The 13653-nt window shown below is 69.3% G+C and carries 12 protein-coding genes; 6 read left to right on the top strand and 6 right to left on the bottom strand.

Going from position 1 to position 13653, the window contains the following annotated elements; all coding sequences use genetic code 11:
• Positions 1-23: 23 nt before the first annotated feature.
• The 3 genes from HWX62_RS12000 to HWX62_RS12010 all read right to left on the bottom strand — a co-directional run bounded on the left by HWX62_RS12000 (position 24) and on the right by HWX62_RS12010 (position 3484).
• Positions 24-1445 carry a sensor histidine kinase gene (locus HWX62_RS12000; protein ID WP_175928363.1) on the bottom strand — a complete coding sequence of 474 codons (1422 nt, stop codon included), beginning with the start codon at positions 1443-1445 and terminating at the stop codon, positions 24-26.
• Positions 1442-2122 (bottom strand): response regulator, encoded by a 681-nt coding sequence (locus tag HWX62_RS12005; protein WP_175928362.1) that lies wholly within the window; start codon positions 2120-2122, stop codon positions 1442-1444. The genes HWX62_RS12000 and HWX62_RS12005 overlap by 4 nt, the downstream gene beginning before the upstream one ends.
• 126 nt (positions 2123-2248) lie before the next feature.
• Positions 2249-3484, bottom strand: a complete 1236-nt coding sequence (locus tag HWX62_RS12010; protein WP_175928361.1) for a multidrug effflux MFS transporter — start codon at positions 3482-3484, stop codon at positions 2249-2251.
• Between the two features lie 101 nt (positions 3485-3585).
• Between HWX62_RS12010 and HWX62_RS12015 the strand changes: the two genes are divergently transcribed.
• From HWX62_RS12015 to HWX62_RS12035, 5 genes are all read left to right on the top strand, one after another.
• Positions 3586-5067 carry a PLP-dependent aminotransferase family protein gene (locus tag HWX62_RS12015; protein ID WP_175928360.1) on the top strand — a complete coding sequence of 494 codons (1482 nt, stop codon included), beginning with the start codon at positions 3586-3588 and terminating at the stop codon, positions 5065-5067.
• A 195-nt stretch (positions 5068-5262) separates the two neighbouring features.
• Entirely contained in the window at positions 5263-6363 is a 1101-nt protein-coding gene (locus tag HWX62_RS12020; protein WP_175928359.1) for an ABC transporter substrate-binding protein, read from the top strand.
• Positions 6364-6471: 108 nt separating this feature from the next.
• A complete protein-coding gene (locus tag HWX62_RS12025; protein ID WP_175928358.1) occupies positions 6472-8244 on the top strand; it encodes an iron ABC transporter permease in 1773 nt (590 codons plus the stop codon).
• Entirely contained in the window at positions 8237-9304 is a 1068-nt protein-coding gene (locus tag HWX62_RS12030) for an ABC transporter ATP-binding protein (protein ID WP_175928357.1), read from the top strand. The genes HWX62_RS12025 and HWX62_RS12030 overlap by 8 nt, the downstream gene beginning before the upstream one ends.
• Before the next feature lie 141 nt (positions 9305-9445).
• The gene (locus HWX62_RS12035) at positions 9446-10537 is read left to right on the top strand and encodes a porin (protein WP_175928356.1); all 1092 of its coding nucleotides are present in this window, start codon (positions 9446-9448) and stop codon (positions 10535-10537) included.
• 95 nt (positions 10538-10632) lie between these two features.
• Here HWX62_RS12035 and HWX62_RS12040 read toward each other — a convergent pair whose 3' ends face one another.
• Together HWX62_RS12040 and HWX62_RS12045 are read right to left on the bottom strand one after the other, a co-directional pair.
• Positions 10633-11595 carry a zinc-binding alcohol dehydrogenase family protein gene (locus tag HWX62_RS12040; RefSeq protein ID WP_175928355.1) on the bottom strand — a complete coding sequence of 321 codons (963 nt, stop codon included), beginning with the start codon at positions 11593-11595 and terminating at the stop codon, positions 10633-10635.
• 31 nt (positions 11596-11626) lie between these two features.
• The gene (locus HWX62_RS12045) at positions 11627-11878 is read right to left on the bottom strand and encodes a hypothetical protein (protein ID WP_175928354.1); all 252 of its coding nucleotides are present in this window, start codon (positions 11876-11878) and stop codon (positions 11627-11629) included.
• A gap of 96 nt (positions 11879-11974) precedes the next feature.
• On the opposite strand from HWX62_RS12045, the gene HWX62_RS12050 reads away from it, so the two are divergent.
• Positions 11975-12766: a helix-turn-helix transcriptional regulator gene (locus tag HWX62_RS12050; protein ID WP_175928353.1), complete on the top strand. Its 792-nt coding sequence runs from the start codon at positions 11975-11977 to the stop codon at positions 12764-12766.
• 78 nt (positions 12767-12844) lie between these two features.
• Here HWX62_RS12050 and hpaI read toward each other — a convergent pair whose 3' ends face one another.
• Complete coding sequence (hpaI, locus tag HWX62_RS12055) at positions 12845-13651, bottom strand: 4-hydroxy-2-oxoheptanedioate aldolase (RefSeq protein ID WP_175928352.1); 807 nt, start codon at positions 13649-13651, stop codon at positions 12845-12847.
• Positions 13652-13653: the final 2 nt, after the last annotated feature.

The following is a 13653-nucleotide window of genomic DNA, read 5'->3' on the forward strand; positions in this document are numbered from 1 at the left end:
ACGCCCCTTCGCGTCGCGCGCCGTCACGCGGCGCGCGGCATCGCGTCGCTCGCCGCCGCCGGCAACCGGATCGTCACGACCAACCCGCCGCCGGCCGCATCGGCCAGCGTCACGCTGCCCTGATGCACGCGCGCGATTTCCCGCACGATCGACAGCCCGAGGCCCGTGCCTTCGACCGTCTGCGTCTTGCTGCCGCGATGGAAGCGCTCGAACACCGCATCGCGTTCGTCGGCCGGAATGCCCGGCCCGTTGTCGATCACGTCGAGCCGCGCGTCCGCGCCGTCGCGCGAGACGCGCACCGTGATCACCGCGTGGTCGCCCGCATAACGGATCGCGTTGTCGATCAGGTTGCCGATCATCTCGCCGAGCAGGTCGGATTGCCCCGACACGTCGACGTCGGCCTCGTGCTCGAAGCCGAGATCGATGCCGCGCGCGCGGGCGACGGGCGACCAGTCGAGCGTCACGCTGCGGGCGAGCCGGTGCAGCGCGACCGGCTTGTGCGCGACCGCATGGCCGCTGTCCGAATCGAGCCGCGACAGCGACAGCAGTTGCTGGACGATCTTCGCCGCCTGCCGCACTGCGCCGTTCGCGCGCCGCAGATGCACGTTCGCGCGCGGCTGCTCGTCGGGCCGCAATGCGAGTTCGACGCCCGCCTGCACGGCCGCGAGCGGCGTCTTCAGCTGATGGGCCGCATCGGCGAAAAAACGCCGCCGCGCCACCTGCATCCGCTGCGTGCGGCCGATGTACTGGTTGATCGAATCGACGAGCGGCGCGAGTTCGCTCGGCATCGCGCCGGTATCGAGCGGCGTCGTGTCGTCCTCGCTGCGCGCGGCGACGGTGGCCGACAGCCGGTTCAGCGGCCGCAGCCCGCGCCCGACGCCGAGCCACACGATCCCGAGCGCCAGCACGACGAGCAGCCCTTCCTGCAGCAGCGACCCGATCAGGATCTCTCGCGCGAGCGCCTGGCGCGCCTCGATCGTTTCGCCGACCATCACCCACACGACGCGCGACTGCGCGGTCGGCACGTCGTGCACCGGGATGCGCAGCGCGGCCATCCGCAATTGCTCGCCGCGATACACGACGTCGTAGTAGCGCGTGACGAACAGCGCGCCGTCGCCCGCGTCGCGCCCCTGCGGCAGCGGCAGGTCCGGATAGCCGGTGATCGTGTGGCCGTTGTCCTCGCGGATCAGGTAGTAGATCTTGCCGCCGTCGCTCGATTCGAGCATTTCGAGCGCGAGATACGGCAGGTCGACCTCGATCTCGCCGTCGTTGAGCCGCACGCCTTCGCGGATCGACTTCAACGACGACGACAGCGTGCGGTCGAACGCGACGTGCGCGGCGCTCATCGCGCGCTGGTACGTGAGCCACGAGTCGAGCGCGAGCAGGCCGAGCAGCGGCAGCAGCAGCCACAGCGCGACCTGCGCGCGCAGGTTCGGGCGGGTCATTCCGCGCGCTCCGCCTTCGCCTCGAGCAGATAGCCGAGCCCGCGCAGCGTGACGATCGCGACGCCCGTGTTCTCCAGCTTCCTGCGCAGCCGGTACACGTAGATCTCGATCGCATCCGCGTTGACCGACTCGTCGAGCCCGAAGATCTTCTCCGACAGCGTGTCCTTGTTGATCGCGCGGCCGTTGCGCAGGATCAGCACTTCCAGCACCGAGCGCTCGCGCGGCGTGAGCGACAGCGGCTCGCCCGCGAGATGAAAGCTGCGGTCGATACTGTCGTACGAAAGCGGCCCGCATTCGACGCGCGAATGCTCGTGCCCGAGGCTGCGCCGGATCAGCGCGCGGGCGCGCGCCTCCAGTTCGGTCAGCTCGAACGGCTTCGCGAGATAGTCGTCGGCGCCGAGATCGAGCCCCTTCACGCGGTCCTCCACCGACCCGTGCGCGGTGAGGATCAGCACCGGCACCGGATTGCGGCGCGCGCGCAGGCGCCGCAGCACCTCCAGCCCGTCGAGCTTCGGCAAGCCGAGATCGAGGATCACCAGCGCGTAATCCTGCGTGCGCAGCACGTGGTCCGCCGCCTCGCCGTCGGCCATGTGATCGACCGCGAAGCGCGCGGCACTCAGCGCGTCGTTCAGCGACTGAGCCAGGTTCGGGTTGTCTTCGACGAGCAGCACACGCATGGGAATTCCGGTAAGGTCAGCGACAGCCCGCTACATTACATGATCCTTTCCATCGCGACGCCTCGCGAAAACACGGGTTGCGCCGGTGCCGTCCAGCCGCCGCGCGCCGGGGCGCGACGCTGCCGCTCAGCGCGCTGCCGCGGAACGGTTGCCCGTCGCGACGTGCGCGTGGCCGGACACGCTCCGCTCGCGAAAACCGGCCACCACCGCGACGAACGCGATGCTCGCGCCGGCCGTGACGACGATCATCGGGTGCGCGGTGCCGTCCGACAGCGACGCCAGCACGCCGCCGCACGCGGCCGTGATCGCCATCTGGATAAAGAAGAACAGCCCCGACGCCGTGCCGGCGATCTCCGTGTACGGCTGCATCACCGCGAACTGGCAGGCCGGGATCGCGATCCCGACCGCGATCATCACGACGAACATCGGCACGACGAGCGCCGTCACCGAAGTCGGCGCGAGCGCGCCGCCGACCCACAGCACGGCGGCACCGGCCAGATTGACGGCCGACGCCGCCGCGATGACCGAATCGGGTTTCCAGCGCGCGCTGGTCCGTGCGAACGCATTCGAACCGATCAGGTAGCCGAGCACGGTCACGCCGAAGATCGCCGCATAGACCGGGCCGGACACGCCGATTTGCCGCTGGAACAGCGTCGACGATTCCGCGATGAACGGATAGTAGGTGCAGTAAGCGAAGCTGATCGCGAGCGAGTAGCGCAGGAAACGCCGCTCGCGCAGCAGGCCGGCGTAGGTCCGCAGCAGCCCGGCGCCGGCCGGCGGCCGCGCATCGCGTGCACGGGTCTCGGGCAGGTCGCGCAGCACCATCGCGATCGCGACCAGCCCGCCCGCCGCGAGCCAGCCGAACACGCCGCGCCAGCCGAGCCACGCGGCAATCGCGCTGCCGGCCAGCGGCGCGACCACCGGCGACAGCGCCATGCCGGCGGAAATATGGCCGAGCATCGTGGCCTGCGTCGCGGCCGCAAAACGCTCGCGCACGATCACGCGGCCGATCACGGTGCCGCTGCAGCCGCCCAGCGCCTGGAACACACGCGCGGCGATCAGCGCCGGAACGCTGGTCGCCCATGCGCAGGCGACGCTCGCGACGACGTACAGGCACAGCCCGCCGAGCAGCACCGGCCGTCGGCCGTAACGGTCGGACAGCGGCCCCGACACCAGCATCGACAGCGCATAGCCGACCATGTAGAGGGTCAGCGTGAGCTGCAGTTGCGCGTCGGTGCCGTGCAGCGTATCGGCCATCGCGGGCAGCGACGGCAGGTATGCATCGATCGTGACGCGCGGCAGGCAAACGACGAGCATCAACAGGAACAGCCAGCCCCGGCGGGGTAACGAATGCGTCTTCATGCGGTCAGTCCGTTTCGGTCGGATGAGTGGGGTCGACAGCAATCTAGGGCGAAAGTGATATAAGCTGAAGGACCATTAAATCGACCGTTGACTGGACCACTATGCCGCGAGGCAAAGCCGCGATTCCGCTGGATCTGCCGCGCCCTGCCGGGTTGTCGGGCGCCGGCTCGCAGACGAAGCAGGAATGCATCGCCGACACGATTCGCGACGCGATCCTGAAGCGCCTGCTGCCCGGCGACAGGCCGCTGCCATCCAGCCGGACGCTGGCCGCGCGCTGGGACGTCGCGCGCGGCACCGTCGAAGCGGCGTACGACATCCTGTGCGCCGAGGGCTACGTCGCCCGCACGCAAGGATCCGGGACGCGTGTATGTGCGGCGGTGCCGGACAGCTATCTGCGCGCGGCCGAGCAGGCGCGCGACGGCGGCTCGCTCCACGCCCCCGCCGCCTCGCCGGCGCCGGCCTCCCCGGCCGAGCCCGAGCACGGCGTGCGCCCGGGCGTCCCGTTCGTCGCGCGACTCGCCGACCCCGGCCTGCTGCCGATGCAGCAATGGAAGAAGGCGCTCGGCGCCAGCCTGCTTGCCGCGACGGCGGACGACCTCGCCGCGACGCCGGCACAGGGCGTCGACAGCCTGCGCGCCGAGATCGCCGCGTACCTGCGCGAATACCGCGGCATCCCGTGCGAAGCGGGCGACATCGTCATCACGACCGGCATCCGCCACGCGATCGACCTCGTTGCCCGCACGCTGCTCGCGCCCGGCTCGACGGTGCTGATGGAAGATCCCGGCTACGCGTCGGCGTGGCAGATTTTCACGTTCGCGGGCGCGGCCGTCATCGATGTGCCGGTCGACCGGGAAGGCATCGACACCGCGCTGCTGGACCGCCATCCCGATGCGCGCGTCGCCTATGTGACGCCGGCCCACCAGGCGCCGCTCGGCGTCACGATGTCGGTGTCGCGCCGGCTCGAACTGCTCGACTGGGCGCAGCGCAACCGCACGTGGATCATCGAGGACGACTACGACGGCGAATTCAGCTACCAGACCGCCCCGCTGCCCGCGCTGAAATCGCTCGACGCATGCGATCGCGTGATCTACTGCGGGTCGTTCAACAAGACGCTGTTTTCGGGGCTGCGCATCGGCTTCATGGTCGTGCCGGCGGAACTGCGGCCGGCGCTGTCCGCCGTGTGGCACGCGACCGCGCGCTCGGTCGGCGTCGCGCCGCAGCTCGCGCTGGCCCGCTTCATCGGCCACGGCGATTTCGCGAAGCACCTGCGCGCCGCCCGCCACGCATACCGCCAGCGGCGCGACCTCGTGCTCGACGAGCTGGCCAAGCATGCCGGCGGCCGATACACGGTGACCGGCGAGCACGCGGGCTTTCATTTCGTGCTGTGGCTGCCGCCCGGCATCGATGACGCAGCGTATGTCGCGCAAGCCCGCGCGGCCGGCGTCGAGCTGCAGTCGATCCGCGGCTTCTGTCGAAGCGCCCGGCGCGAAGCGGGCGTCGTCGTCGGGTATGCCGCGCTGACGGCCGCGCACGCGCGACATGGCGGCCGCATCCTCGGGCAACTGCTGGCCACGCCAGCGTAGGCGGCTCGCGCCCCATCCCCGTTCCCTTTCGAGCGCTGCGTCGCGCCGCGAAACGCGCGGCCGGCGCCGCTTCGACCTCGGGAAATCCATGACACGATCGGCGCGATTGTGAACCGGAATGAAAGCAGGCTGAAAGTGCCCCGCAATTAACATCCGCGTCACTCGAACAACACACACGCATCACTGGAGGAAGACATGCCGTTTGCACCGAAGCACCTTGCCGCCGCGCTGGCGGTCGTTCTGGGCACTGCCGCCGGCAGCGCCGCCGCGCAGGTTCCGGCCGGCTACCCGGGGAGCTACCAGGGCGTGATCGACGCCGCGAAGAAGGAAGGCAAGCTGATCGTCTACTCGACGACCGACACGGGCCTCGTGCGTCCGCTGATCAAGGACTTCGAAAGCCTGTACGGCGTGAAGGTCGAATACAACGACATGAACAGCACCGAGCTGTACAACCGCTACATCAGCGAGAACGCGGCGAGCAGCACCAGCGCCGACGTGCTGTGGAGCTCGGCGATGGACCTGCAGGTCAAGCTCGTCAACGACGGCCTGATGGCGTCCTACGATTCGCCCGAAAGCCCGAACGTGCCGCAATGGGCGCAGTACCAGAAACAGGCGTACGGCACGACGTTCGAGCCGCTCGCGATCGTCTACAACAAGCGGCTGATCCCCGAGAACGAGGTGCCGACGACGCGCGCCGACCTGATCAAGCTGCTCACCACGCAGGCCGACAAGTTCAAGGGCAAGGTCACGACCTACGACATCGAGAAATCGGGCGTCGGCTTCAACTACCTGACCCAGGACGCGCACGTGAACGAGAAGGTCACGTGGGAGCTCGTGAAGGCGATCGGCGCGACCGGCCCGAAGCTGCAGTCGAGCACGGGCGCGATGATGGAGCGCATCTCGTCGGGCGAGAACCTGATCGGCTACAACATCATCGGCTCGTATGCGTACGCGAAGGCGAAGAAGGACAAGTCGATCGGCTACGTATTCCCGAAGGACTACACGCAGGTCGTGAGCCGCCTCGCCACCGTGTCGAAGAAGGCGAAGAACCCGAACGCCGCGAAGCTGTGGGTCGACTACCTGCTGTCGAAGCGCGGCCAGACGCTGATCGCGAACCAGGCGAACCTGTACGCGATCCGCGCGGACGTGAGCGGCGAAACGTCGGCCGCGAGCCTCACGAAGGAGCTCGGCGACTCGCTGAAGCCGATCCAGATCGGCACCGGCCTGCTGGTCTATCTCGACCAGTCGAAGCGCCTCGCGTTCCTGAAGCAATGGCAGCAGGCGATCAAGCGCTGACGCGCTGAGCCGCTGACCTCAGGCCGCCCGCCCCACGGCGCGCGGGCGGCCCCTTCCCCTTACCGACTTCCTTGAGGCGGCCATCCGGATGGCCGCAGGGGCGAACTCATGCTTTCAACCAGCACACGCGGCACGGCACCGGCCGTTCCGCCCGCCACCGGCCCGCGCGACGCGATTCCCGCGCTGCCGGTCAGCAGCCTGCAGCCGCTCGCCGGCATGCTGCGCTGGATCGTCGTCGCGGTACTGACCGTCGCGGTCGCGCTGCCGCTCGGCTTCATCCTGTTCCAGAGCCTGCTGTCCGCGCCGTTCTTCGACGCGAACAAGACGCTCGGCATCGAAGGTTTCCGCTTCATCTTCAGCGATCCCGACTTCTGGTCGGCCGTGAAGAACTCGTTCATCATCGCCGGCGGGATGCTGTTCATCTCGATCCCGCTCGGCGGCATCCTCGCGTTCCTGATGGTGCGCACCGACCTGCCCGGCCGCCGCTGGCTCGAACCGCTGCTGCTCACGCCGGTGTTCGTGTCGCCGATGGTGCTCGCGTTCGGCTACGTGGTCGCGGCCGGCCCGGTCGGCTTCTACTCGGTGTGGTTCAAGGAGTTGTTCGGGGTGCAGAGCGTGCCTTGGAACGTGTATTCGATCTTCGCGATCACGGTGATCGTCGGCCTCACGCACGTGCCGCACGTGTACCTGTATTCGTCGGCCGCGCTGCGCAACCTCGGCTCGGACGTCGAGGAAGCGGCGCGCGTGACGGGCGCGCGGCCGTTTCGCGTCGCGCTCGACGTGAGCCTGCCGATGACGATGCCCGCGCTGCTGTTCGCCGGCGTGCTGGTGTTCTTCCTCGGCTTCGAGGTGTTCGGGCTGCCGCTCGTGCTCGGCGATCCGGAAGGCCACCTCGTGCTCGCGACGTACCTGTACAAGCTGACCAACAAGCTCGGCGTGCCGTCGTATCACCTGATGGCCGCGGTCGCCGTGTGCATCGTCGCGATCACGTTTCCGCTCGTGCTGCTGCAGCGCCGCCTGCTGAAGACCGCGAACCGCTTCGTCACCGTGAAGGGCAAGGCCGGCCGCGCGACGGTGCTGCCGCTCGGTGCGTGGCGCTGGGTCGCGCTCGCGATCGTCGCGCTGTGGCTGACGCTGACCGTGATCGTGCCGATCTCGGGCATCGTGCTGCGCGCGTTCGTGACCAACTGGGGCGAAGGCGTGCCGCTCGCTGAAGTACTGACGCTGTCGAACTTCATCGAATTGTTCGAACAGGACAACCTGGTGCGCGCGATCGTCAACACGCTCGGCATCGGCGTGATCGGCGGCGCGCTCGCGATCGGCTTCTACTCGCTCGTCGCGTTCGCGGGCCACCGCCGCCCCGACTGGGCGACCAAGCTGCTCGACTACCTCGTGCTGCTGCCGCGCGCGGTGCCCGGCCTGCTCGCCGGCCTCGCATTCCTGTGGATCTTCCTGTTCGTGCCCGGCCTGCGCGAGCTGAAGAACTCGATGTGGAGCATCTGGATCGCGTACACGGTCGTGTGGCTCGCGTACGGGATGCGGCTGATCCAGAGCGCGCTGCTGCAGGTCGGCCCCGAGCTCGAGGAAGCCGGCCGCAGCGTCGGCGCGACGCGCAGCCGCGTGTCGCTCGACGTGACGCTGCCGCTCGTGCGCTTCGGGCTGCTCGCCGCGTGGCTGCTGATCTTCATGATCTTCGAGCGCGAATACTCGACGGCCGTGTATCTGCTGTCGCCCGGCACCGAGGTGATCGGCGCGCTGCTCGTGTCGCTGTGGGCGACCGGCGCGGTCGACCAGGTCGCCGCGCTCTCTGTCATCAACATCGCGATGGTCGGCGCCGGTCTCGGCGTGGCCCTGCGCTTCGGAGTGAAACTTCATGGATAAGCTCATCGTCGACGACCTGCACCTCAGCTATGGCGCGAACCCGATCCTCAAGGGCGTGTCGTTCGAACTGAAAGCCGGCGAAGTCGTATGCCTGCTCGGCGCGTCGGGCAGCGGCAAGACCACGCTGCTGCGCGCGGTGGCCGGCCTCGAACAGCCGTCCGACGGGCGCATCCAGCTCGACGACCGCGTGTTCTTCGACGGCGCGCGGCGCGTCGACCTGCCGGTCGAGCAGCGCTCGCTCGGCCTCGTGTTCCAGTCGTACGCGCTGTGGCCGCACCGCACCGTCGCCGACAACGTCGGCTACGGCCTCAAGCTGCGCCGCGTCGCACCGGCCGAACAGAAGCGCCGCGTGCAGACCGCACTCGACCAGCTCGGCCTCGGCCATCTCGCGGAACGCTTTCCGCATCAACTGTCGGGCGGCCAGCAGCAGCGTGTCGCGATCGCCCGCGCGCTGGTCTACAACCCGCCGGTGATCCTGCTCGACGAGCCGCTGTCGAACCTCGACGCGAAGCTGCGCGAGGAAGCGCGTGCGTGGCTGCGCGAGCTGATCGTGTCGCTCGGGCTGTCGGCCCTGTGCGTGACGCACGACCAGACCGAAGCGATGGCGATGTCCGACCGCATCCTGCTGCTGCGCAACGGCCGCATCGAGCAGGAAGGCACGCCGGCCGAGCTGTACGGCGCGCCGCGCTCGCTGTACACGGCCGAGTTCATGGGCAGCAACAACCGGATCGACGCGCGCGTCGCCGCGATCGACGGCGAGTGCGTGACGCTCGCCGGCGACGGCTGGGAGCTGCGCGCCGTCGCCCGCGACACGCTCGCGCCGGGCCAGGACGCGCAGGCCGTGATCCGCCTCGAGCGCGTGCAGGTCGCCGACGGCCCGGGCGCGAACCGGCTGCAGGCCGACCTCGTCACGTCGATGTATCTCGGCGATCGCTGGGAATACCTGTTCCATTGCGGCGACATGCGCCTGCGCGCGTTCGGCCATGTGCCGCGCGCGGCCGGCAAGCACTGGATCGAATTCCCGACCAACGACTGCTGGGCGTTCGCGAAAGCGGGCTGATCCGCATCGCGGCGGCTCGTGTGCCGCCGCCGGTACACCACGCAGCAGCCAGCCTGTCCGGCGGACGCCTTCGGGCGTGCGCCGCGGGCGGTCGCGCCCTATCCGTTTCACCCCACCACAAGAACCAAGGAGACACCGTCAATGAAGTCACGCGCACAACGTTCGCTTCGCGCCGCCGTCCTGACCGGGTCGGCCGCCGTCGCCGGCCTCGCGACAGGCGCCGCGCACGCGCAGTCGTCGGTCACGATGTACGGGATCATGGACGCCGGTATCGAATTCACGAACCATGCGGCGCCGGAAGGCGGCAATTCGGTCAAGCTCAAGTCGGGCAACAAGAACACGTCGCGCTGGGGCCTGCGCGGCGTCGAGGATCTCGGCGGCGGGCTGAAGGCCGTGTTCCGGCTCGAAAGCGGGATCGACCTCGCGAACGGCGCGTCCGACGACGGCCCCGACTCGATCTTCGCGCGCCGCGCGACGGTCGGCCTGAAAGGCAAATGGGGCGAACTGTCGCTCGGCCGCAACTTCACCGTCACCTACGACTACATGCTGCCGTTCGACCCGATGGGCTACGCGCAGAACTACTCGTGGGCAACCTCGTCGATGGCGACCGGCGGCCGCAAGGACGGCCTGTTCACGCGCTCGTCGAACGCGGTGCGCTACGACGGCGAATTCAGCGGCTTCAAGTTCGGCGCGCTGTACGGTTTCGGCAACGTGCCGGGCAGCATGAAGACCAGCTCGAAATACGATTTCGCGGTCGGCTACGAGACAGGGCCGTTCGCGGCCGTCGTCACGTTCGACCGGCAGAACGGCGCGGCCGACAGCGTGACGCCGGCCGATACCGTCAACTACATTCAAGGCATCCACGCCGGCCTGAGCTACGACTTCGGCAACCTGAAGACGATGGCCGGCTATCGCAATTACAAGCGCACGTTCCGCACCACGGCCGCGAACCAGTTGAGCGACATGGTTTGGCTCGGCGGGTCGTACCAGTTCACGCCGACGTTCTCGCTGATCGCGGCTGTCTATCACCAGAACATCAAGGGCGGTACGGATGCCGACCCGACACTGGTGTCGGTGCGTGCGCAATATGCGTTGTCGAAGCGCACGGTGCTGTACGCGGCCGGGGCGTTCGCGATCGCGAAGCACGACCAGAAAGTCGGCGTGTCGCGTGATTTCGCGGGATACGGCACGACGCAGGTGGGCGTCACGGCGGGGATTCAGCAGCGGTTCTGAGTCTGACGTCACGGGCGGCAGCGGTCGATCGGCCGCCCGCCTGCTTTCACATGACCTGCACGCCGCATCCGGGCCGCCGCATGGCGATGCGCCACTTACCCGTCACGCATCGTGAACACTGGACGTACGACGCTGCTCGCATCGCCCCAGTGTTCGCCGACCGCCGATAGCGGCACCGTGCGCGTGTCGATCGTGAGGCCTGCCTCCCCGGCCGCTTCGAATACGCCGCGCACCGACGCCAGCAGGCGCGGCAGCGACACACTGCCCAGGCCGCTGCCCATCAGTTCGATCGCGGTCGCCCGCAGCACGGCCCCCGGCAGCAGCACGTCCGCGCCGCCGATCGAGCCGATCTGCACGAAGCGCAGCCGCCGCCCGCCGGGTGTCGCCTTCGCGGCGGCCGCCAGCAGCGCCTGCGCACTGGCGCCCCATACGTAATCGAGCACGACGTCCATGCCCGCGCGGAAATGCGGTTCGAGCGCCCGCGCCAGGTGCGCATCGTCCTGCTGCAGCGACACGACGGCGTCCGCGCCGGCCTGCAGCAACGCCTGCAACGCGGCCGCGTTGCGGCCCGTCGCGACGACCTTCGCCGCGCCGAGATGCTTCGCGATCCGCACCGCGAGCCGCCCCGACGTCCCCGTTGCGCCGTTGACGAGCACCGTCTCGCCCGCGACGAGCCGCGCGCGTTCGGTCAACGCCGCCCACGACGACATCCCGGGAATCGCGATCGCCGCGGCCGTGACGTCGTCGAGCGCGTCCGGCAGCGGCACGCACTGCGCGTCGGGCGCGATCGTGCGTTCGGCCATCGCGCCGAACGGCGTCGGCGCACCGAAGAAGTAGACGCGCCGACCGTCGTCGAGACGCCCCACGCCGTCGACACCGACGACGAACGGATAGCGTCGGTCCGACGAGTAATGCGTGCCGGCCGCGCGCCCCTGCGCGAGCCGGCTCAGCGCGGACGCCGTCACGTCGATCAGGCGGTGGCCCGGCATCGCGTGCGGCGCATCGAATTCCATATGGGCGGGACGCTCGCCGGCGCCCGTCACGACTGCTGCTTTCATGGTGGTTCCTTCGCTTCTGGCGGGTGGATCGTTACCGGGCATCGAGCCATGCGCGCAGCGCGGGATCGCGTACTTCCAGCACGTCGAACAGGCCGAGCGCGCGCAAGGCAGGCAACGCCTCGATCGCATCGGCCTCCGCGCGCGCCCGCTCGGCCGGCGCGGCGTTCGGATCGGTCAACACCCGTGCGTTGACCAGAAACGCGCCGACGGTCCCCTTGCGAATCGTCGTTCCGCCGACGTCGACCCGGTCGGCTTGGTCGGGAAGCATCTGTTCGGCTCGCATCGCGTCTTGCTCCGGTTGTCATCGATGGAACGCAGTGTAGGCGTGCGAAACCGGCCAATCTCCGGTATAACGGCCATTCGATACCGATATCCGGCCATGTCCGATCCACTCCTGCCCGCCCGCTTCGTGACGTCCGACGACGGCCCGTTCGTGGTCGCCGCGGTCATGTCGCAGCGCGACCCGCGCATCACCGCGCCGCATTCGCATGCGCGCGGCCAGCTCGTCGGCGCGCTGAGCGGGCTCGTGACGATCGGTCTCGACGATCAGGAATGGGTCGTGCCGGCGATCCATGCGATCTGGATTCCGCCGCATTGCCGGCATTCGCTGCGCTCGTTCGGGCCGATTTCAGGCTGGTCGGCGTTCATCGCCGAAGCCCGCTGCGCGGCGCTGCCGGCCACGCCGCGCGCGATCCGCACGACGCCGCTGCTGCGCGAGGCCGTGCAGCGCGCGGCGAGCTGGGACGACGCCGAGCTGGACGCGGCGCAGACCCGGATCGCCGACGTGATCCTCGACGAGATCGCGGCATCGGAAGCCGAGGCGCTGGGGCTGGTCCGGCCGCGGGACCCGCGGCTCGTGAAGATCACCGATGCGCTGGCCGCGGATCTCGCGAACGACCGTCGGCTGGAGGAATGGGCCGAATGGGCCGGCATCGGCGCGCGGACGATGAGCCGCCGCTTCGTCGCCGAGACGGGGCTGACGTTCGCGCAATGGCGTCAGCAGGCCCGGCTGCTGCGGGCGCTGGAGCGCATTGCCGACGGCGTGCCGGTGACGACGATCGCGCTCGATCTCGGGTACGACAACGTGAGCGCGTTCATCGACATGTTCCGGCGCGCGCTGGGGACGACGCCGGGAAGGTACTTGGAGACGGGAAGGCAAGCACGGGAATAAGCACGACCGCCATGCGCATGCACGAAGCCGCACGGCAACGATCCGGCGTACGGCACACGAAAACCGCCCGCCGCTGCGTCAATACGTGCCGTCGCCCTTCTTCGCTGCGTCGCCACCGCGCCCTTTGAACTGCGCGGCGAGCCGCTCCGCGCTCCGTGCCAGCAGCGTCGTATCGACACCGACCGCGACGAACGACGCCCCCGCTTCCAGATAGCGCCGCGCGGCCGCCTCATCCGCGCTCAGGATGCCCGGCGCCTTGCCGGCCGCCTTGATCGCGCGGATCGCCCCGTCGATCGCGGCCTGCACGTCCGGGTGCCCGGGATGGCCGAGATGCCCGAGATCGGCGGCCAGGTCGGCCGGCCCGATGAACACGCCGTCCACGCCGTCGACCCGCGCGATCGCATCGATCGCATCGAGCCCCGCGCGCGTCTCGACCTGCACGAGCACGGCCATCTCGTCGTTCGCGCGATGCAGGTACTCGCCGACGCGATTCCACCGCGATGCGCGCGCGAGCGCACTGCCGACGCCGCGCATCCCGTGCGGCGGGTAACGCGTCGCGGCCACGGCCGCGCGCGCTTCGTCCGCGCTCTGCACCATCGGCACGAGCAGCGTCTGCGCACCGAGATCGAGCACCTGCTTGACGATCACCGGATCGTTCCACGGCACGCGCACGACCGGATGCGACGGATACGGCGCGATCGCCTGCAGTTGCGCGAGGATCGTCGGCACCGTGTTCGGCGCATGCTCGCCGTCGATCAGCAGCCAGTCGAAACCCGCGCCCGCGACGACTTCGGCGCTGTACGGATTCGCGAGGCCGAGCCACAGGCCGATCTGCGCGTCGCCGCGTGCGAGCGCGGCCTTGAAGACATTCGACGGAATCTGCATCG

Origin of the sequence: Burkholderia sp. BCC0506, assembly GCF_902833145.1 — a bacterium.
In the GTDB taxonomy this organism is placed as follows: domain Bacteria; phylum Pseudomonadota; class Gammaproteobacteria; order Burkholderiales; family Burkholderiaceae; genus Burkholderia.